18 protein-coding genes are annotated in these 20840 nt (G+C 56.1%); 8 read left to right on the top strand and 10 right to left on the bottom strand.

Features of this window, described 5'->3' with window-relative positions:
• Positions 1-98: 98 nt before the first annotated feature.
• From N7333_RS09645 to N7333_RS09635, 3 genes are read right to left on the bottom strand one after another with little or no spacing between them, the layout of a single operon-like run.
• Positions 99-3245 (bottom strand): CusA/CzcA family heavy metal efflux RND transporter, encoded by a 3147-nt coding sequence (locus tag N7333_RS09645; RefSeq protein WP_012017836.1) that lies wholly within the window; start codon positions 3243-3245, stop codon positions 99-101.
• Positions 3246-3267: 22 nt separating this feature from the next.
• Positions 3268-4533, bottom strand: a complete 1266-nt coding sequence (locus N7333_RS09640; protein ID WP_012017835.1) for an efflux RND transporter periplasmic adaptor subunit — start codon at positions 4531-4533, stop codon at positions 3268-3270.
• Between the two features lie 57 nt (positions 4534-4590).
• Positions 4591-5841 carry a TolC family protein gene (locus N7333_RS09635; RefSeq protein WP_003464906.1) on the bottom strand — a complete coding sequence of 417 codons (1251 nt, stop codon included), beginning with the start codon at positions 5839-5841 and terminating at the stop codon, positions 4591-4593.
• Between the two features lie 396 nt (positions 5842-6237).
• On the opposite strand from N7333_RS09635, the gene N7333_RS09630 reads away from it, so the two are divergent.
• Complete coding sequence (locus tag N7333_RS09630) at positions 6238-6912, top strand: heavy metal response regulator transcription factor (protein ID WP_003464910.1); 675 nt, start codon at positions 6238-6240, stop codon at positions 6910-6912.
• Positions 6909-8342 (top strand): heavy metal sensor histidine kinase, encoded by a 1434-nt coding sequence (locus N7333_RS09625; RefSeq protein ID WP_012017834.1) that lies wholly within the window; start codon positions 6909-6911, stop codon positions 8340-8342. The genes N7333_RS09630 and N7333_RS09625 overlap by 4 nt, the downstream gene beginning before the upstream one ends.
• Before the next feature lie 779 nt (positions 8343-9121).
• Here the strand turns inward: N7333_RS09625 and N7333_RS09620 are convergent.
• The gene (locus N7333_RS09620) at positions 9122-9313 is read right to left on the bottom strand and encodes a hypothetical protein (RefSeq protein WP_021488260.1); all 192 of its coding nucleotides are present in this window, start codon (positions 9311-9313) and stop codon (positions 9122-9124) included.
• 141 nt (positions 9314-9454) lie between these two features.
• Positions 9455-10735: an OprD family porin gene (locus tag N7333_RS09615; RefSeq protein ID WP_230090034.1), complete on the bottom strand. Its 1281-nt coding sequence runs from the start codon at positions 10733-10735 to the stop codon at positions 9455-9457.
• A 300-nt stretch (positions 10736-11035) separates the two neighbouring features.
• Between N7333_RS09615 and cadR the strand changes: the two genes are divergently transcribed.
• A complete protein-coding gene (gene cadR / locus N7333_RS09610; RefSeq protein ID WP_021488258.1) occupies positions 11036-11476 on the top strand; it encodes a Cd(II)/Pb(II)-responsive transcriptional regulator in 441 nt (146 codons plus the stop codon).
• 48 nt (positions 11477-11524) lie between these two features.
• Here cadR and N7333_RS09605 read toward each other — a convergent pair whose 3' ends face one another.
• Both N7333_RS09605 and N7333_RS09600 read right to left on the bottom strand, forming a co-directional pair.
• A complete protein-coding gene (locus N7333_RS09605) occupies positions 11525-12853 on the bottom strand; it encodes an OprD family porin (RefSeq protein ID WP_012017832.1) in 1329 nt (442 codons plus the stop codon).
• Between the two features lie 73 nt (positions 12854-12926).
• Positions 12927-13832, bottom strand: a complete 906-nt coding sequence (locus N7333_RS09600; RefSeq protein ID WP_037020081.1) for a LysR family transcriptional regulator — start codon at positions 13830-13832, stop codon at positions 12927-12929.
• Positions 13833-14262: 430 nt separating this feature from the next.
• Here N7333_RS09600 and N7333_RS09595 point away from each other — a divergent pair, with 430 nt between their 5' ends.
• Positions 14263-15576 (top strand): OprO/OprP family phosphate-selective porin, encoded by a 1314-nt coding sequence (locus N7333_RS09595; RefSeq protein WP_012017830.1) that lies wholly within the window; start codon positions 14263-14265, stop codon positions 15574-15576.
• Between the two features lie 124 nt (positions 15577-15700).
• Positions 15701-16030 (top strand): DUF2790 domain-containing protein, encoded by a 330-nt coding sequence (locus N7333_RS09590; RefSeq protein WP_003241486.1) that lies wholly within the window; start codon positions 15701-15703, stop codon positions 16028-16030.
• Positions 16031-16242: 212 nt separating this feature from the next.
• Here N7333_RS09590 and N7333_RS09585 read toward each other — a convergent pair whose 3' ends face one another.
• On the bottom strand, positions 16243-17043 hold the full coding sequence (locus N7333_RS09585) for a cation diffusion facilitator family transporter (RefSeq protein ID WP_003241483.1): 801 nt from the start codon (positions 17041-17043) through the stop codon (positions 16243-16245).
• 68 nt (positions 17044-17111) lie between these two features.
• On the opposite strand from N7333_RS09585, the gene N7333_RS24250 reads away from it, so the two are divergent.
• Both N7333_RS24250 and N7333_RS24245 read left to right on the top strand, forming a co-directional pair.
• On the top strand, positions 17112-17309 hold the full coding sequence (locus tag N7333_RS24250) for a MerR family DNA-binding transcriptional regulator (RefSeq protein ID WP_021488257.1): 198 nt from the start codon (positions 17112-17114) through the stop codon (positions 17307-17309).
• Positions 17310-17377: 68 nt separating this feature from the next.
• Positions 17378-17521: a hypothetical protein gene (locus N7333_RS24245; protein WP_003241479.1), complete on the top strand. Its 144-nt coding sequence runs from the start codon at positions 17378-17380 to the stop codon at positions 17519-17521.
• 165 nt (positions 17522-17686) lie between these two features.
• Here N7333_RS24245 and N7333_RS09575 read toward each other — a convergent pair whose 3' ends face one another.
• Positions 17687-18631, bottom strand: coding sequence for an inovirus-type Gp2 protein (locus N7333_RS09575; RefSeq protein ID WP_012017828.1), 945 nt, complete (start codon positions 18629-18631; stop codon positions 17687-17689).
• Positions 18632-18991: 360 nt separating this feature from the next.
• Positions 18992-19180, bottom strand: coding sequence for an AlpA family transcriptional regulator (locus N7333_RS09570; protein ID WP_003241473.1), 189 nt, complete (start codon positions 19178-19180; stop codon positions 18992-18994).
• Positions 19181-19652: 472 nt separating this feature from the next.
• On the opposite strand from N7333_RS09570, the gene N7333_RS09565 reads away from it, so the two are divergent.
• Positions 19653-20618, top strand: coding sequence for a hypothetical protein (locus N7333_RS09565; protein WP_003241471.1), 966 nt, complete (start codon positions 19653-19655; stop codon positions 20616-20618).
• Positions 20619-20840 lie beyond the last annotated feature (222 nt).

Here is a 20840-nt window from a genome sequence, read left to right as displayed (position 1 = left end):
TAACTAGGCCTTACGCGCCATCCGTTACCAACCCATTGAGCCATTGCCACTTCGCCGGTTCGTAATAATTCCGCACCAGCGCCGCGATATACTCGCTCTCAGTCTTTCAGCTCAGCCTCCTCCTCACGCCGATAGGCCCAACGATAGAGCGCTGGCAACACCAGCAGCGTAAGTGCGGTAGAGGACAGAATCCCACCGATCACCACAGTCGCCAGAGGGCGCTGTACTTCAGCCCCAGTCCCAGTCGCCAGAGCCATGGGCACGAAGCCAAGCGATGCAACGAGAGCAGTCATCAATACCGGGCGCAGACGTTGCAGGGCACCTTCGGTGACGGCCTGCTGCAACCCCATTCCCTCCTCGCGCAGATTACGAATGAAGGAAATCATCACCAGACCATTGAGAACCGCCACCCCGGAAAGAGCAATAAAGCCCACCCCGGCGGAGATCGAAAGCGGTATGTCACGCAACCACAGCGCCATCACGCCACCGGTCAACGCAAAAGGAATACCGGTAAACACCAGCAAGCCATCACGCACGTTGTTGAACATCATGAACAGCAGCATGAAGACCAGCAGCAGGGCGACCGGCACCACCACTTGCAGGCGTTTGGCTGCCGATTGCAGCTGCTCGAACTGTCCGCCCCAGGTCGTCCAATAACCGGCTGGCAGCTTCACATCGCTGCGAATCCTCTCTTCGGCTTCTTGCACAAAGGATCCGATGTCACGCCCTCGCACGTTGGCACTCACCACAACCAGGCGCTTGCCATTCTCGCGGCTGACCTGGTTTGGCCCTGGCGCCAGTTGCAGACTGGCCACTTCGGAGAGCGCGATAAAGCCGACGCTGGTGGCTGCCCCCGTTGCTGGAACGGGTATCAGCAGTCGCGAAAGCCCCTCGATATCGGTACGCAGGTTCTCCGGTAGACGTACTACCAGATCGAAACGGCGATCCCCCTCGAACAGCGTTCCCGCCCGGCGCCCACCAACAGCCACGGCGACAGTTTCCTGAATGTCACCGACATTCAGACCATAGCGAGCCGCCTTGTCTCGGTCGATGGCCACGGTCAGCACCGGAAGACCCGTTGTCTGCTCGGCCTTCACCTCGGACGCCCCATCAATACCGCCTAGGGTTTCGGCCACTTCGGCTGCCGTGCTATTGAGAACGTCCATATCGTCGCCGAATATCTTCACCGCGACATCGCTGCGCACACCCGATATCAATTCGTTGAAACGCAACTGAATAGGCTGCGACAGCTCGTAGTTACTGCCCGGAACCAACTCGGCAGCGGCCTGCAGCTCGGCGATCAGAGCATCACGCGACTTTTTCGGATCGGGCCATTGATCGCGCGGTTTGAGCATCACGTAGCTGTCAGAAATGTTCGGCGGCATCGGGTCGGAGGCGATTTCCGCCGTACCGGTACGCGCGAATACTCGCTCCACTTCCGGCACCTTGGCCAGAATGGTCTCCTCCAGGCGCATCTGCATCTCCACCGACTGCGTCAGGCTGGTACCCGGTACACGCAGCGCCTGCAGCGCGAAGTCCCCCTCACTGAGGCTAGGCACGAACTCGCTGCCCATACGTGATGCCAGCAGACCGGAGAACAGAACCAGCGCCACGGCCGCACTGAAGGCCAACGTACGCCGTCGCATGACCCAGGCCAGCACTGGCTCGTAGGTGCGCCGGGCAACACGCATCAGCGCGTTTTCCTCTTCTTTCACCTTACCAGTGACGAATAGCGCGATAGCCGCCGGGACGAAGGTCACCGAAAGGATCATGGCCCCGAACAGGGCGGTCACCACGGTGAAGGCCATTGGGTGGAACATTTTGCCCTCGACCCCGGTCAGGGCGAAGATCGGCAGGTACACCACCATGATGATCAACTGACCGAAAATCAGCGCACGACGCGCTTCCTTGGATGCCGCGAAGACCTCATGCAGACGCTCACTACGGGTCAGCTCGCGGCCAAGCTTGTGCTGCGCATGAGCCAGACGGCGAATAGCGTTCTCGACGATGACCACGGCACCATCGACGATGATGCCGAAGTCGAGTGCCCCCAGACTCATCAAGTTGGCGCTGACCTTGTTGCTGAACATGCCGGTGAAGGTGAACAGCATCGACAGCGGAATGACCATGGCTGTGATCAGCGCCGCACGGATGTTACCGAGGAACAGGAAGAGGATGACGATGACCAGGATAGCCCCTTCGATCAGGTTCTTCTTGACCGTGGCGATGGCCTTGTCCACCAGATTGGTGCGGTCATAGACGGTCACCGCAACCACCCCTTCAGGCAGCGAACGGTTGATCTCCTCCAGACGTGCGGCCACGGCCTGCGACACACTGCGGCTGTTCTCGCCGATCAGCATAAACACTGTTCCCAGCACGACCTCGCGACCATTCTCGGTCGCAGCACCAGAACGTAGTTCACGGCCCAACATCACCTGCGCCACATGACTAACCCGAATGGGCGTGCCGTCCACATTGGCCACGACGATATTGGCGATATCGTCCAGCGTGCTCAGTTGCCCAGGTGCCCGAATCAGTAGTTGCTCGCCATTGCGCTCGATATAGCCAGCACCGACGTTGGCATTGTTGCGCTCCAGCGCCAGCAGCAGGTCACCCAGCGTCAGCTTGTAGGCCGCCAAGCGCTTGGGATCTGGAGCGACCTGGAACTCCTTGGCGAAGCCACCAATGGTGTTGATTTCGGCAACGCCAGGCACCGTGCGCAACTGCGGTTTGATGATCCAGTCCTGGATCACCCGCAGATCGGTTGGTGTGTAAGGCGTACCGTCCTCCTTGAGTGCCCCCTCCTCGGCCTCGACCGTCCATAGAAAGATTTCACCTAGGCCGGTGGAAATCGGCCCCATGGAGGCCTCGACACCCTCGGGCAATTGCTCCTTGGCGCTTTGCAGTCGCTCGTTGACCAACTGGCGGGCGAAATACAGATCCGTGCCATCCTCAAAAATCACGGTAACCTGCGATAGCCCCGAGCGTGACAGCGAGCGGGTCTGTTTCAAATGCGGCAGGCCGGCCATGGCCGTTTCGATCGGGAAAGTGATGCGCTGCTCGGTTTCCAGCGGCGAAAAGCCCTCGGCAGCGGTACTGATCTGTACCTGGACGTTAGTGATGTCGGGAACGGCGTCGATCGGCAGCTTCTGATAGCTGGCCACGCCCACACCGGCCATCGCCAAAACGGCCAACAGCACCAGAAAACGCTGTTCTATGGCGAATTGAATGATGCGCTCAAACATGAAAAGTACTCGTCGGTGAGGATCAGTGCGCGTGTTCGGCGCTGCCTTTGCCCAGTTCGGACTTGAGGATGAAACTGCCTGTGGCAGCTACACGTTCGCCTGACTTCAGGCCTTCGCGTACCTCGACGAAGCCATCGCTGCGGGTGCCCAATGTCACCGGACGCACTTCGAAGCCTTCAGCGGTACGCACGAAGACACTGGTCTTGTCCTCGACATCCTGAATCGATGAAGCCGGCACCACGGCCCCGGCCTCATGGCTTTCAGTCGCCAAGGCAACCGAGACGAACAGGCCGGGACGCCAAATGCCGTCGGCGTTATCCAGGTCGATGCGGCCTGTCGCCGTCCGCGTCTGCTCACCCAGCAGGCGGCTGATGTAAGCCACCTTACCCGTAGCTTCGCGCCCCAACTCTGGCGCACTGACACGTACTGACTGCCCGACTTTCACCTGTTCCAGATCACGCGGGGAAACGCTGAAGGTGACCCAGACGCGACTCAGATCAGCCACCGTGAAGGCATTACTGGTCTCACTGACGACTTCGCCAGGTACCAGGTGCTTCTCCACCACCACACCGGAAAAAGGTGCACGCAGGTTGTAACGGCTGCCATCGCCAGCCTCGCCCTGAGGGCTGATCGTCTTGCCCTTCTGTCGGGCATTGGCCAGAGCGATCTCGGCCTCCTGCAGCGTTTGCCGGGCCTGGAGATAATCCTGCTCGGCCGAAATACCGTCCTTCCACAATTGGCGTTCACGCTCGAAGGTCGTGCGGGCCAGCTCAACGCGTCGAGCGGCAGCCGCCATTTCACTACGCAACTCGGAAACCTGCTGACTGACGATAGTCGCCAGGCCATCCCCAGCAGCCACCTTCTGCCCCAGCCCGACCAGCACGCGCTCGACAACGCCAGCGCTGGGCGGCACGACATGAGCCGTGCGCTCCTCGTCGAAATTCACCTCGCCAGGTAGAGAGATGTATGTGCTCATGGCGCGCGCTTGTACGTCGACGAGTTCAATGCCCGCAGCGGCTATTTGCGCCTCACTCAGCACCAGCCCCCCCTCTTCGGCATGCCCACCCGCGGACTCACCGTGATCATCGCCAGCCTCGCCATGATCATCATCGGCATGATCGTCCCCGGCCTCACTGACCTGCCCAGCCCTGACTGCAACAACGCTGTCGCTACTGGCAAGCATGTGCCCGATTTCTGCGGCAAAGCGCCCGCTGTTATAAAACAACGCACCACCGACGAACCCCAAGGTCAGGGCCGCCGCGATGGCAACACCAAGTTTCTTCTGCATGAACAACCCCAAAAGATGATCAGTAACCGGCATCGCGCCGATCGTCGTGACAGGAAATCAGTAGTTATCGGCTTGGGCAGATAGGTCGCCGTAGATGCGCTCAAGGCGAACCCAGGCATCGAGCGCTTCGCCGAGTGCCTGCAGGTAACGGGAGCGAACGTCAATCAATGTGCGCTGGGCATCGAGAACATCGATAAAGCCGAACTTGCCCATCTGAAATCCACGCGTCGTGCTTTCCAAAGCTGTGTCCGCGGACGCAAGCAGGCCCCCCTCGAAACCGCTAATCGCTCCCTGCGCCGTTCGCCATTGCTGATAGGCCTGCTGCACCTCACTGCGCAGGCGCAACTCGGCAGCATTTCGCAAGTCGCGCGCCTGATCAGCCCGCCGCGAGGCGGCCAGAACATTTCCCTGGTTGCGATCGAACAGAGGCAGAGGCATGGACAAACCAACAAGGTTGACGCGCTCACGATCCTCACTGCTGTATTGGCTGCCGAGGCTGACCGTCAGATCGGGAATCCGCCGGCTTTTCTCAACGGCGATTCCGGCCTCTTGCCGGTCGATCTCGACCCTGGCAAGACGCATCTGCGGAACTTTGTCCAGACGGCTCAGAAGTGCGACTTCAGAGGGTATTGCGGGCATATCGGTAACATCGCCACTGAGGCTAGGCTCACCACTGGCGGATGCCCCCCCAATCAAGGCCAGCAACTGATTCATGGCGTTGATGTACTGATCTCGAGCCCGCGCGGCCTCCAGTCGAACCTCTTCGTACTGCAGCCGGGCGCGCGATGCCTCCAGGGCAGAGGCCTTGCCAGCCTTGACGCGCGCATCAACGACCGCCACGCCGCGTTCGCTCAGGCGTTGTGACTGCTCAGCCAACTCTTGGCGCATCTTCGCCAACAAGGCTCCTTGAAAAGCCCCGACCACCTCGGCACGCAGCTCATTGCGCAGCTGCTCCTGACCGACCGCAGCACTGTCGATACCGCGTTCGGCCATTTCTATCCGGGCGCCGCGCTTGCCGCCCAGCTCGATAGGTTGGCTGATCTGTACCGTCGTGGTCCTCGTAGCACTGCGGGTGTCCTCAACCTCCCAAGACAGCTCCGGATTGGGAATCACACCGGCTTGGCGACGCTCACCTTCTGCGATGCCGACATTACGATCACCTGCCATCAGCGACGGGTTGGTCTGCAGTGCCTGCCCCCATGCGTCGCCCAGGGTGATCGGCGTTGATGCCACGGCATGATTCACTACAACTGAGCAGGCAACAGCCAGGCAAAGTGCCTCAGCAACTCTCGAATAACGCCTCGACAAGGGCCTTTCCTCCACACCTGTATAAATTCGGAGACATGTATGAAATCTCCGAGACCTTCATTCGGTGCAGAATTTAGGGAGCCTCACCTATCGTCGAGGTGACTGCAAAATTACAAATACGTAATGCCCAACCACGCCATATAACTCTGTATTAACATGCCGCGAATGCAACAATCATTCGAGTCATAAAGTTACAACTGGACATATAAAAAGCATCATAAAAGCAAGCAGCGGCGTACACGGACGGGGCTGTACCCTCTAAATCAGGTGGCTCCCGCTTGACCCTGTAGTAACTACAGGGATCATCATCCGCCACGCAAATGCCGATCGCTACCAAGTCCAACAATCATCGCGACTCGATAAAAATTTCTCTCCCCCACCAAGGTCAACTACTACATGCGAATCCTGATTGTTGAGGACGAGCTTAAAACTGCCGAATATCTCCACCAGGGACTTACCGAGAGCGGCTATGTCGTCGATATTGCCACCAATGGTGTCGACGGCTTGCACATGGCGGCCCAAGCGTCCTACGAATTGATCATCCTTGATGTCGACTTACCAGAGATCGATGGCTGGGGCGTACTGGCCAGCATTCGCCGTAATAGTCGCACCCCTGTGATGATGCTGACGGCACGCGGGCGCCTGGCCGACAAGCTCAAAGGTTTCGACTCCGGTGCCGACGACTATCTGGTGAAGCCATTCGAGTTCCCCGAGCTTCTGGCCAGAGTTCGCTCGCTGCTACGAAGAGGTGAACAGGTCAGCGCGCCAGACGTGCTCAAGGTCGACGACCTTGAGCTGGATCCAGCCCGCCACCGCGCCTATCGCAATGGTCAACGAATCGATCTGACCACCAAGGAGTTCGCTCTGCTGCACCTGCTGATGCGACGCAGCGGCGAAGTACTCTCGCGCACCCAGATCATCTCGCTGGTCTGGGACATGAACTTCGACTGTGATACCAACGTCGTCGAAGTTTCCATCCGGCGCTTGCGCGCCAAGATCGACGACCCTTTCGAGAACAAACTGATCCACACCTTGCGCGGCGTCGGCTATGTACTGGAGGCTCGTCAATGAGGCCTGCCAGACTCTCAAGCCAACTCAGCCTGTCGGTCGCAATACTGGGCCTGATACTGGTTGCACTGCTGAGTGCGCTGGCTTATTTCTCGTTAAGCCGGCAGCTCAACTACATTGCAGAGCAAAGCCTCGAGGACAAGCTTCAGCAAATCCGCCATGGCATGAGAGAAATCAACACTCGCCCGGAAGTCGGTGACCAGGCCCACAACATCAGAGATTTGATCAAAGGCCACGACAGCCTCTCGCTCGCTCTTTATGACGACAGCTCGTCTCCCAAGGAAATCATGAGCGTGGGCCAGACACAGGAGGCCCTACCTTCCTTTATAGAAAACGCCAGCGAGACCATCGCCTTCGAACATTGGCGAGATGCGCAGGACAAGCAGCTCTTGACCGCCTCGCAGCTTATTCTGCGTAAGGACGGATCACGAATACGCGCCGTCCTTACACTGGAGCGCTCCGCTGACCAAGCACTGCTACACGCCTATGTCGAATCCACCTTGATTGCCCTGCCCTTCGTACTGGCTCTGATCGCGGCCGGAGCCTGGTGGATCGCTCATCGCGGCCTGAGCTCCCTGAATCAGTTCCGCAAGGTTGCAGAACTCGTCTCGACCCAGGATCTGAGCCATCGCCTGCCACTGGATAACCTACCGCAGGAGCTTCGCGAATTGGCTAACAGCATCAACTTCATGCTTCATCGCCTGGACGGTGGCGTACAACAGCTTTCGCAATTCTCTGACGACCTGGCACATGAATTACGCTCCCCCATCACCAATCTGATCGGCAAAGCGCAGGTGACGCTCTCACGGGAACGCCCGCCAGAAGAATACAAACTGGTGCTGGAGAACTGCACTGAGGAGCTCGGCCGGGTCACGCGGATCGTATCGGACATGCTGTTTCTCGCCCACGTCAGCCATCCGGCAGCACTTATCCCCTTCGAGGCAATTGCACTGCACGAAGAGGCAGAGAAAGTAGTGGAGCTTTTCAGCCTCACGGCCGAAGAAAAGGACATCAAACTCAACGTATCAGGGTACGCAACAATTAATGGCGATCGTTTGATGGTACAGAGAGCTATCTCTAACCTGCTATCCAACGCCATCCGCCATAGCCCGGAAGGCTCGAAAATCGATATTGACCTCATCACTAACGCGACGAACGCCACCCTGGCAGTGAGCAACCCAGGTGCAGGCATTCCTCCCGAGCACCTACCCAAACTGTTCGAGCGTTTCTATCGCGTGGATCGTGGGCGGTCACGTGCTGATGGCGGCACCGGGCTGGGCCTGGCCATCGTGCGTTCGATCATGAGCCTGCACCATGGCCACGTGGGCGTGAGCAGCATCGCAGATCAGACCACAGTTTTTACGCTGTACTTCCCTTTACCAAAGCCCTTGATCGAGCAGGCCCGCCAAAGCTCAACGGAAAAGACTGCTTAATCGAATTGCGCCAGGGATGGCGCCCCCTTTTTGCCCCATCTACGTCGAATACAAGCCCCTCACCAGACGACACATTTTCTCAGTTTCAGCCGCCCACTTCGTCCCCTACAGACATTCATCTCATGGTAGATGGTGTGGTTCTCCTTGCTCAGACGCCGACTCGCCATCTTTCACACCGAGGGCGACCGCTGCTGCCAGGCATAGAAACCGTTGCTTAATACCCACAGCAGCCGGCACATCAGTGCTACGGGATAGAGACCGACCAATGCCTCGACAGCGCTAAACTTGACTCCGTGGGCTGTGAGGAGATGGCGAGCGTCTTTAGAGCATCGCATTACTGTTGACCTGAGCCAGCCGCTGGCGCAGCTTCACACTTTCACAACTCACACTGCTGTTCGTTCTAGCACTTCCACTTGCCCAACAGACTTTCAGCGATACCAAGCGTCTCTCGAACATATGACGAAGCGTCGTGCCAGTAAGCACTGCTCTACCGTCTCTCTTTTGAATTATTCGGAAAACGTCGCCTGGTATGGATCATGGACACTTATTACGGCAGACACTATCCACTATCAATCAGTGCCCACTCAACTTGGGATAGAGCAAACTCAAGTGGATAGATATCGCGCCCACAAGACTAAGCAGTTCCAACCCAATTCTTTGACGAACAAAAAAAAGCGCCCCCAAAGGGGCGCCAAGGAACCATCTCTCACCAAAGGAGCGGGAGCTACCAAGAGATGGACTGGAGAGAGCGAGCAGGACGGCTGCGTTAGTTCATGCGCTCAATCGTCTTGCTCACTCTGAGCACTTTGGGACTTCTGCTGCTCAACGGCGTTGTCACCATGGATACGCTGTTGATTCTCACGGAATTGCTTGACGGCATTGAGAGAGCGCTCAGAGCCATCTTCTGCAGAGGCAACCATGCTGGCTGCCCCCAGAAACACGATAAACAGAAACTGGGAAAAAACTTTCATATGCACCTCGGACTGACTGAGCAAATATGGAAACGAATGCTTCGAAGACAGTCCCATGTTACGGATCGGCACCTAACATGAGCATGAGGTTCAAATTACAATCTTGTCAGAGAGGGGCGGCTATGCCGCCCCTGAATGTCGTTACAGCACCTGAAGCGGATACTCGACGATTACACGCACTTCATCGAGGTCGCTTTCGTAAGCAGTAGCGCGAGTGGTCATCTGACGTACACGCACGGACAGATCCTTCAGAGAACCCTCGAGGAACACGTATTTGACCTCAAGGTTGCGCTCCCAGCGCTTCTGATCGGTCAGCGGGTTACCGGCACCATCCGTGCGCATGTAAATGCTGTTGGCATTGGAGTAATCCGCATCACGTCCCAGCGCGTAACGCGCCATGAAGCTCAGCCCTGGCACACCAAAGTCAGCCATGTCCAGATCGTAGCGCACCATCCAGGAGCGTTCCTTGGGCGAGTTGAAGTCGCTGTACTGAAGGGAGTTGTCGAGGAAGATCGAGTCGGACTGACGCAGGTAGTCAAAGTCGTCATCGCCGTTGTTACGCTGGTGAGAGAGCGCTACACGGTGAGCGCCGTACTTGACACCGATGCTACCGCTATAGATGTTGTTACTGAAATCACCCAGCTGCTTCTTACCTTCGTCGGTGGCGTTGTAGTAATTCAGACCACCAAACAACGACAGATCCTCGGAAAGTGGGTAAGTCCACCACATGCCAGCGTAGTACTGATCCCAGGCATCCTTCAAACGGCTGCTGTAAAGGCTGAAGCCCAGGTTGTCGTTGAGCTCGTAGTCACCACCAAAGTAGCCGACCCAGGGAGAGTCCACCTGCCCAGCATAGAAGGTCGCGAAATCACCGCGTGAAGTGCTCTCCTGCGGTTGGCTCATGGCATGTAGACGACCGCCTTGCAGGGTCAGGCCCTCTATGCTTTCGTTGACGACCGTCACACCTTTGAAGCTCTGCGGCAGCAGACGAGAGTCCCCGTAGTGCACGACGGGCGTGGTTGGGAATACGTCACCGGCCTTGACGACCGTATCAGCGAAGCGCGCCTTTACCGCGGCCCCCACTTTCGAATACGAGTCCTCGGCACGATCATCGCTGTCGACCGGGAACATGTTGACACTACCACCGGGACCATAACGTCCATCACCGGTATCAAGCTTCAGGCCCAGTCCGGCATAGGCGTCAATGCCGAAACCAACGGTTCCCTGAGTGAAACCGGACTCGAAGTTAGCCATGATGCCGTGCCCCCAAGCCTCGGTGTAGCTGCTGCGCTCACCGCTGGGTAGTACCCTGGCCTCCCCTTTGCGAAAGTCCCGGTTGAAATACATGTTTCGGTTAAGAATATTCAGGCTACTTCCTTCGATGAAGCCTTCGGCAACCTGAGACTCGGATGCCTGAGCCATCGCGCTTGCACCGAATGCCAACGCGGAGATGATCGCCATGGTTAGAGGACTTTTTTTCATGCATTGCTCCTGATGCTTACCGGCAGTTCTGGGATTGTCATAGGCCGATTTCTTCTTGTGGATTTGGCCCCTCTATCCTTGCAACCTCCAGATAACTCGAAGATGAGCGCTGCATTACAATTTCGTAATCAAAGAACCTCTTCATTTCCAGGCTGTCACGAAGCCATCAATCTAGATGATGGCAAGCCGCTCTAACGGCTTTATCAGCCCCTCATGCTGGCGTACTCTGGAAGCATCATTATGAAAATTGGTGAACTTGCTAAGCGAACTGGCTGCCCAGTGGAGACCATTCGTTACTACGAGCATCAGGGATTACTACCCAGCCCCTCACGCAACAACAGTAACTATCGTTTATATAGTCAGCTGCACTTCGAGCGCCTGACATTCATCCGCAATTGTCGTGTACTCGATATGACATTGGAAGAAATAGGTCGCTTATTGGCAATGCATGATCGGCCGCATGCGAGTTGCGCACTCATTAGTACATTGGTGAAAGAACACATCGCTCATGTCGAGGCACGCATTCAGAATTTGCAGGCACTGCATGCGCAGTTGCGCGAATTGCTCGGGCGCTGCAAGGGAGGAAGTGAAAAAATGGCATACTGTGGCATCGTACTCCAGTTGAGCAGCCACGGTAGCGGTTCGTCTTTATCAACCGCTGAAAAAAACGAATTGAAGTGAATCATGTTGCCCCTTCTGCACAGAACAGAAGAGGCAACTTTCCATGGTTTAAAGCAGTGGCAAGCTGTACGTCACATAAAGCCGATTCTCATCGACGTCTGCCCCAACATTGCCACGCAGACTGGCATTGCGCAGAGAGAAGCCGAGTCCCTTCAGTGATCCTTCCTGCAGAACGTAATCGAGGCGCAGGTCACGCTCCCATTCGTTACGCTCACCCTGTGCGCTGTCGACGTTATCACCCGACAAATACATCACCGAGGCTTTTAGCCCCGAGATACCCAGCTTGCCAAAATCATAGGCATAGCCGGCCAACCAAGTGCGCTCGCCAGCACTGAGGAATTTACCACCACGACCGATCTGCCGATCGGTGATCAGGTAACTGGTTGCCCCGTCGCCAGCATTCAGGTACGGGAAGGCGCTATCGCCGGACACCTGCTGATAACCCGCGCTCAGCTCATGACCGCTATGGCTGTAGGTGAACAAGGCACTCCAGGTACGGTTATCTACCTCACCACGCTTGCTGTCACCGACCGTCCAGTAACCGTTGCTGCGATAGCCCTCAGCCCGGCCGCTCTCACTGCTGTTCTTGCCATCGGAGGTGCTGTAGAAGTAACGCAGGTCGGTCTTGAGATTGCCACCGCCCAGTGCGTAGTTGTGGATCAATCCCAGGAAATGTTGCTTGTAGAAATCTTCCAGATTGCCGAAGTAATACTGAGCGGTGAGATCCTTGGTGACCTTGTAGTCGCCACCCGCGAAATAGAACGTATTGACGAACTGTCCAGTGGTTGCATTGTTGGATCCGGCGATGGACAAGCCACGTGAGTCAGTCGAGCTCCGACCTTTTGCGTGCTCCAACTGACCGGCTGTCAAGGTCAGCCCTTCGATCTCGTTGGAGACGATCTGACCACCTTCGAACAACTGCGGCAACAGGCGACCATCGTTGAAAGTCACCACCGGCAACTTCGGCTGCAGAGTGCCTAGGCGCAACTCGGTCTTGGAAAGACGTGCCTTGGCCGTTACACCGGCCTTGCTATAGTCACTGACCGCAGAACCATCGCTATCCAGCGGGAACAGGGCGCCAGGGTTACGATCAATACCTGCCTTGCCCGACCGGCCACCGCCATCGAGGCGTACCCCCAGCAGGCCAATGGCATCAATCCCCAGGCCGACCGTCCCTTCGGTGAAGCCAGACTGATAGTTGAGGATGAATCCCTGCCCCCACTCCTGAGTAGATGGAATGTCGCGATCACGCACATCCTCATTGAAGTAGAGGTTGCGCATATCGAGCGTCGCCTTGCTGTCTCCGAGAAAATCGGCGGAAGCAGCCTGACTGAGTGCCGCCGCCGTGATGGCCAGTGCCAGGGTGGATCGTTTCATGCTTTATTCTCTAATTGTCATGGGTGAGGCATCGTTGTTCTTGTAACCATGTTGTCGAGTTCGCCATGTAGCTTCACTGACCGTCATCAGGCAGAAACCACTGCCACCGCTCCTCGAACGCAGCCTGGATCAACGCCACCAGCCCAACGACGTCCTCGCGCTGCGCGGACAATGGTGCGCAGGACAGCCAGATCGATTGCCTCATGGGCTGCGTGAAGAGGGTGGGTAGCGATTGCAGGTTCGCATCGAGATGAGTGATGTAGTTCGGCATCAGACCAACGCAGGCGGCATGCTTGACCAGTTCCATCGCCCACTGCTGAGAATGCACTCGCGTCACTGCGCTGCGCCTTGAGTCCACCAGAGCATTCCACGGTGAGAACAGGGCCGATGTCGGGATATCGGCCTGCTGAACCAGCATGTAGTCATTCAGATCTTCGAGGCTGGCGGGGAGGCGCCGCTCACGCGCATAGCGCTTGGCTATGCACGCCTGAAAGTCGATGCAGGCCAGACGCTGCGGTCGCGTCATGGCGAAACCTGGGTCGGGTCGAGTCTGATTCGGATCGGCCAACCAGATCATGACCTCACTCTGCATTAACGGGCCACGTTCCTGGCGGATCAGTTCCAGGTGCACACCAGCATCCCTACGCAGAAAGGCCACCAGATGCCGTCCCAGAATATCGTTGAGCACCCTGTCGGGTAACGCCAAACGAAGCTTGGGTTTTTCAAGCAACGCGGCCTCTGGCCGCAAATCTTGATACTGGGCAGCCAGCTCTGCCTGCAAAGAACGACCGCGTACCGTTAGAGCAAGGGCGCGCTCCTGATACACGAAGAGCGCCTCTCCAACAGTTTTCTCGAGCCGCTGCAACTGCCTGCGTAGCACCATGGGAGGCAGGTTCAGACTGCGAGCAGCCTGCTTAAAACTGGCACAGCGCGCAGTCGTCAGGAAGCTTCTGGCCACCTGCCGTTCGACCTCAGCCACGGCAGCCCCCATAAGCGCCGTCCGGTATTCGATTCGATGTGTGACCCAGAAGCATCATGTAAGGCAGATGAGAAGTGATTGCGTGCAAGCAAGCCTACTCACCACCACCTATCACCAGCCTTGCTGGAAAATTACTTATCTGTAATGCGGGAACGTGACCCTCACCGAGCACTCAAACTTCGGCTGGTCTAGCTGGATCGCCCTTACCTTCGGCGTAGGGGTCATCACAGCCTGCGGTTTCACCAAACGGTAATTGAAGTGAAACCACCCACGGACGATTACCGAAAAGCCCCAACACCCGCCAACTCTGGGCTGGCAGAACCAGCCTACACCCCGCAATCAAAACGTCACAAAACAGACCAATAACCGTCACCCGAACTGCAAAGCATCGCGTCGCCAACACCCAGCACTCGGCGATAAGGAGCCATGCATGTTGATCAAAAGCACCCAACTCTCCCCACTAGCACTCGGCATTCTGCTAAGCCTGCCGGCCTTCTCGGTAATGGCCGGCACGGTCACCACCGATGGTGCTGACATCGTTATCAAGACCAAAGGTGGCCTGGAGGTCGCGACGACCGACAAGGCATTCAGCTTCAAGATCGGTGGGCGTCTACAGGCCGACTATGCGATGTTCGACGACTACTACACCCGTAATGGCAACGCTGCCGATGCGGCATACTTCCGTCGCGCCTATCTGGAATTGGGTGGCACTGCTTACAAAGACTGGAAGTACCAGGTCAACTATGACCTGTCACGAAACACCGGTAACGACAGCGCAGGTTATTTCGATGAAGCCAGCGTGACCTACACTGGTTTCAGCCCCCTGAACATCAAGCTCGGGCGTTTCTACACCGACTTCGGCTTGGAAAAGGCTACCAGTTCCAAATGGACGACAGCCCTGGAACGCAACCTTTCATACGACCTGGCCGAATGGACAAATGACAACTCGGGCATGGGCGTACAGGCCAGCAGCGTACTCGCTGACAGCGTGTTCCTGTCAGGCAGCGTTTTCAGCGAGAACAATAACGATACCGACGGCGACAGCGTCAAACGCTACAACGCTCGCGGCGTTTTTGCGCCGTTGAACCAACCGGGTAACGTTCTGCATGTAGGCCTGCAGTACGCCTATCGCGACCTCAGTGGCAGTGCAGTGGATACTCGCATTCGCTCGCGTATGGGGATGCGCGGCGTCGATACCAACGGTGGCAACAGTGCCGGCGCCAACGGCAACCGTGCGCTGTTCGGTGGTAGCGCGGCCACTGCCGACCTCTGGGAAGACGATGCCGTTTGGGGCGTAGAAGGTGCATGGGCACTGAATGCCTTTTCGATTCAGGGCGAATACCTTAGCCGCACACTCAAGGCCGATCAGGCTAGCAGCGATATAGACGCCAAGGGCTACTATGTGCAGATGGCCTATACGCTCACAGGTGAGCCGCGCCTCTATAAACTCGATGGAGCCAAGTTCGACACCATCAAACCTGCCAACAAACAGTTGGGCGCATGGGAGTTGTTCTACCGATTCGACTCGATCACCATAGAAGATGACAACGTGACCAGCAGTAGCGCGACGCGACAAGTCGGCGATGCAAGCGGCAAGGCTCACACCTTGGGCGTCAACTGGTACGCCAACGACGCGGTAAAGATCAGTGCCAACTACATCAAGGCCAGCACCGACAAAGTTAGTAACTCGGTCGGTGATGATAGCGGCGACGGCGTCGTCATGCGCTTGCAGTACGCTTTCTGAGTCAGTCGCTGGCAGGTGCCCTCACCTGCCAGCCCCCTTTCGCGATTGTAATTTTGGCGCAATGCCTGGGTAAGGGACGAATCGCTAATGTTTGCCCTGTAAACACTAGCCAACGGGCCTACTCATGAAACTGCTCAAACGCCTCCTTCCGATCACTCTTCTGCTGGCTGCTGGCTGCACTTACGCACAGTCCTTTCCAGAGGACAAGGTCAGGCAGATCGAACAGAAGAGTGTCGAGATCGCTCAGAAATATGCCGAGCGCACCGGCAAGCCAGTGCCTGAAGTTCAAGACTATAGCTACAGCATGAAACTGAACGTAGCCAAAGTCATTTATCAGAGCCCGAACATTGAGTACTGCGGCGCAGTACCGATGATCATGGTATTCGAGGACTCGAACGATGAACTACGCAGCATCCGCTATCGAAGTTATGGCGAGTGTCGCAATCAACGCTGACAGCCAGCCCCCTTTTCAAGGGGGTATTGCATAAAGCCCACGCAAGTTCTCATTAACTCAGTTTGGTATGCTCGGCTTCGTCGATGAAAACGTCGCGACCACACCGGATTTAAGTCCGCCAATCAGCCATCTTGACGCTCGGCAAGCAAAGTAGGCTGGTCTCGCCTCGCCCTTGGATAAACGCTTCCCTGCTAATAGCAGATTTGAAGTCATCAAATCACAGCAAGGTCGATACCGTTGCTTTTACACAAACAGGGGCAGAAGAGGGTATCCATTGGCGCTAAAGCCAGCGCCTGAGCCTCACCCGCGCAGCAACTCTTGGCCGGCTCAAACTGGACTGGCGTAGCGGTCGGTTCGGTGATACCCAGCAACGGCTGTGGGCATTGCTGCGGCTCAGGCGCGCTGGCTCGCCACTCTATCCAAGCCTCGCGGATGATCTGCCCGGCGGAGTGCAGGAACAATGCGGCGATGGCCAGGCCGACGAGGATGTCCGGCCACAAGCTGCCTGTCAGCGCGACCATGCCTGCTGCGATAATCACGCTGCTGTTGGCCAGCAAGTCGTTACGCGAGCAGAGCCAGGTCGAACGCATGTTCAGGTCATCGGAGCGATGGCTGTAGAGCAGCGCGAAGCAGTAGCCATTGGCGATCAGTGCGAGTGTGCCGATGACACCCATCAAATCGGCAGACGGCACTTCTTGCAGTATCAGTTTGCGCAGAGCATCGGCTACCACCAGCACGCCGAACAACAGCATGAACCCGCCTTTGAACAGCGCGGCTCCGGCTCGGGCTCGAATACTGCGGTGCAGGACGAACAGCGTAAGGGCATACACCGACGCGTCGCCGAACATGTCCAGCGAGTCACCGAGCAGCGCCGTTGAGTTGGCGATCCAACCGGCGATGAACTCCACCAGGAACATGACGGCGTTGACGGCCAGGACGATATAGAGCAATCGGCTCTGTTTAGCGCGCAGTTGGGCCAGTTCGCCGGCCTTGTTTTCGCAGCAGCTGTCCATGATCCGTACCTCGTTCGCTCGATCTTGTCGTTAGAATGAGGGTTATAGCTACTATAAGGTCAAGTGCCATGAGTACGACGAACTTCACTGTGGGCCAACTGGCGCGCCTAACCGATACCAAGGCGGTAACCATTCGCTACTACGAGCAATTGGGCCTGCTGCCCATGGTTTCGCGCAACGATTCCGGCTACCGCCAGTACACAGCGGAGGAACGTGATCGGCTGCTGTTCATTCGTCGCAGCCGCGCCTTGGGCTTCAAGTCTTAACGACATCCGTCAGTTGCTGGTTTTTTTCCGACCACCGCCAAGCGTCATGCGCCTCGGTGGATGCCAAGGTGGCCGAGCAGTTGGAGCAGGTGAGATTGCGCATCCGCGACCTACAGGGGCTGGAGAACGAACTGCAGCGCTTGCTGTCCTGCTGCCATGGTGGGGTAATCGAGGAATGCCGGATTATCGGGTCGCTGAGTCAGCAGCGCTAAATTGATGAACTCGAAGGGCGAGCAGGCGAGCGGCTAAGTAGACCAAGGGAGCAGCCCCTTCGAGGAGCCTATTCCGGTCAAACGCTGACGCCCGCCTCAACCGTCTCTCCACACCACCGAGCACACCTTCCCAGGGAATAGTGCTAGCAGCGTACCAATACCAAGCTACCGGAGTACAGGTTGCCCCTTACGCAGGCACTTCGCTCCCTTCGGACGCAAGCTCAGCCGCTGAAACCGCTTGACCAGATAGCTCATCGCATGATGGACATTGTCACGAGCCTGTTCGTCACGACGGTGGATCATCCCGATACCGCATTCATCACCGTACTGGGCTTTGTCCTGATTGCAGTTGTGGTAGCTACCTTTACCACGGGTGATCTGCTCCCACAGAGCACCAATCTGCTGCGCCTTGTAGATGTCCCCCCGCAGCATGGCGCCATTGAAGAAGAAGGCAGCATGGATGTGGTAACCACGGCGCTCTCCTTGCTCGACACGGCAGATGTAGCCTGTCTCATGCTCGAAGATCGGATTGCGTTCACGTGCCCGGATCAGCCGCTGCAGATCCGCAAATACATGCTCAACCCGCAGCCGGGCCTGAGCTGCAGAGCGATAGTACAAATCGACCCTGATCACCAGAGTAGTGGCGTAGCGATCCAATACCTGGTCAACGTACTCAGCTACTTCATGGGACTGCTGGCGTTCCTGATACCTTGCGTCATCCCTACGACGACGGTAAATGCGCTCACGAGTCAGTTGACGGATACGGTCAGCAAGGCGGTTTAGCGTATCGCTGTAGTCACGGTACTGTGACGTTGCTTCATCAAAGGAAATGATCCCTGCCAACGGACTATGTTCCACGCCGACGTCGTAACACGCCCGTTGAAACAGTCGCAGGTAAGGTCCGTAGTGGTAATCATCGCTGTGGCTGACCAACTCAAGCATCTGACCGATGTTCTCGAAGTAACGAGTGAGCTTGGTACGTTTGACCGTGCCATTAGCAGTAAGCGACTGCACGGGCCCATCGCTGTGTTCCAAAGCTTCAACTAGGTCTTCGATCTGGAGTGCGATATCGGATTGCGAGAGGGTTTTTGATGCGTGTGGATGGCTCATGGCTTGTCACCTGTGTTGTGTTTACATAACAGGTGCCATGTCTGTCTTTTTTTACCGTTTAACGCTTGCTGGGCTGTTGCTGTGTGATCAGCAACAGCATCTCTCCGTGCTGCAGTAGTTATTTACGACGATTACCTGTAATAGCGTATTTGGTTCTAGTTGATTGATATATAACTGGAACAAGCATACAACAGATCAGCAACGCACCGAGAAGCAGGGAGCCCAGAATAAAAACCTCCCCGAGCGCCAAGAGATTTCTCAAAACCAAAGTCAAGGGAGTTACCTGAGGCAACCTTCTTCATCGGCATAAAGGCTGCGACCATTTATAGGTCGCAGCCTTTATGCCACAAGCTCGAAACACTAGCCCGCCATATCTCGCTCTTTGATACGGGCCATAATCCACTCTTGAATTTCGCTCTCGAGAAATCCGATTGACCTATGGCCTAGCGAAACAGATTTTGGGAACTTCCCTTCTGCGAGATATTTATAGACGGTCGACCTAGCAAGGCCAGTTAGGTGGGTGACTTCTTTCAGACGGATGATCCTCATGAACGGTCTCCTGTAATACGTTCAGAGGATTACCAAGCGTTGTAAAAAAGTACTGGCGCCCGAGCCCAGAGCAGCCAGCTAGACAGCCGTCGCCGGCTGGCTTATATTCTGTCGCGCCGCACATCTGAGTCTCAGCGTGCGGCACCCGCCACTCAGAGTTGGGCCTGGAACGTCACACCAGCAACTACGCTTCGTAGCGCTGGTGCAGTTTTCGCAGAAAACAAGACCACCATCCCCGTACCTCAGGCATTCCATGCCTTTCCCTCTTTGCCGAAGGGAAGGCATGTGCAAATCGATAGCGCTTGAGCTCCGCAGCCACTGCATGAGCCTCCAAAAGCCTGATCGACTGCTGCGTTAGGCCTTTTTCCTGCGTTTTCGCGTGGGTCTCAGGCTGAAAAGCTTTTCTGGCTACCCCCTAGAAGCTACCTAGGTTCGTCCTAGGTTTAACGTAGATGCTAACGAGGTTTACCCTATGAACCATGACAACTCAGAAAATAAAGCAGCAAAAAAGCTTGCAGATATTCTTTCCAGGAATAAGGAAGATTCTCTGAAGCAGGCTGGAAAAGGAATAGTCTTCGATAACGAAGAATACGAGCTCGCCGCCAACCGCCAAGATAACTATCTTGAAGATTTGTTTAAGGCACGCACTAGCAACATGCGCCTTTTCAACTTCGCCTGGCTCTTCTTGCAATTTAAAGAAGACGCAAAATTTGAAGAATTTAATTTCGGAAAAAAAGAAAGCACTCTCGACGACATCGAGAGCTTCATGCTGGATGTTCTCACCAGCCATAAAATCGCGAGTGCCCTTGCAGAAGAAATATTGCGTGAGTTTAACCGCCGAGCAGTTCATCCAGAAAAATTGACCTGGGCCATTGGACCGCGCACGTCCAGGTGGATTAAGAACAAGATCACGCCTTTTGATCGCTACCAGATAAAGCGACTCCCTAATATTTCTGGCCCGCAACTCACCCAAGCGATATTCGACTTTATGGACGCTGATCTCAGTGCAAAGATTGCGCACTTGGAGGAGCTCAAAACACAGTGGGACCAGAACCTTAAAACGGATCACCACCTTAAGTGGCTTGATGATAAGGTGCACGGCAAAGAGCGCCGGGAACTGGCATGGGCTGCTCTTTGTGACAAATACCCAGACCGCTTTAACGTTGTGCGTGCTCCCAGCAAGCATCAAGATTTTCTGGAGATCTTTGACCAACTCGCTGAGGAGGGCGTCTCGAAACGAGACTTCATCAAGAGCCTAAAGGGGAAAGAGTCCAAGCTGAAAACTGCCAACAAGGGCAGGAAGGCTAAGAACCTCGATATTTTGCTCGAGAATCACCCGCGACTTAAAAAGCTGGCAGAGCACTGGGCAGTACCGGAGTGCATAGCGCTGGATAGGTTGATCTCTGAAGCCCACGAGAAAGAGTTCGGGAAAGAGTAACCTTCGGAGGACTGAGCCCTTAACCTCAAATGAAGCCCCGCGTCGAATGAGGCGATGCGGGGCTTTTGTCTCGAGGGCAAGCACTGTCATCCCGACCTAAGACCTCAGTGCCTGCTGCTGGAACCCAAAGGGCTAAGCTTGGTATTCCAAAATGTATTCCACGAACAATTTTAACCGAGACTTTTTCTTTAAAATCATAAAGATAGAGAATCATTTCAGATT

Source organism: Pseudomonas sp. GD04158 (genome assembly GCF_029834875.1).
Classification (GTDB): domain Bacteria; phylum Pseudomonadota; class Gammaproteobacteria; order Pseudomonadales; family Pseudomonadaceae; genus Aquipseudomonas; species Aquipseudomonas hydrolytica.
The sequence above is the reverse complement of the archived record's forward strand: the minus strand, read 5'-3'. Positions and strand labels throughout refer to the sequence as shown.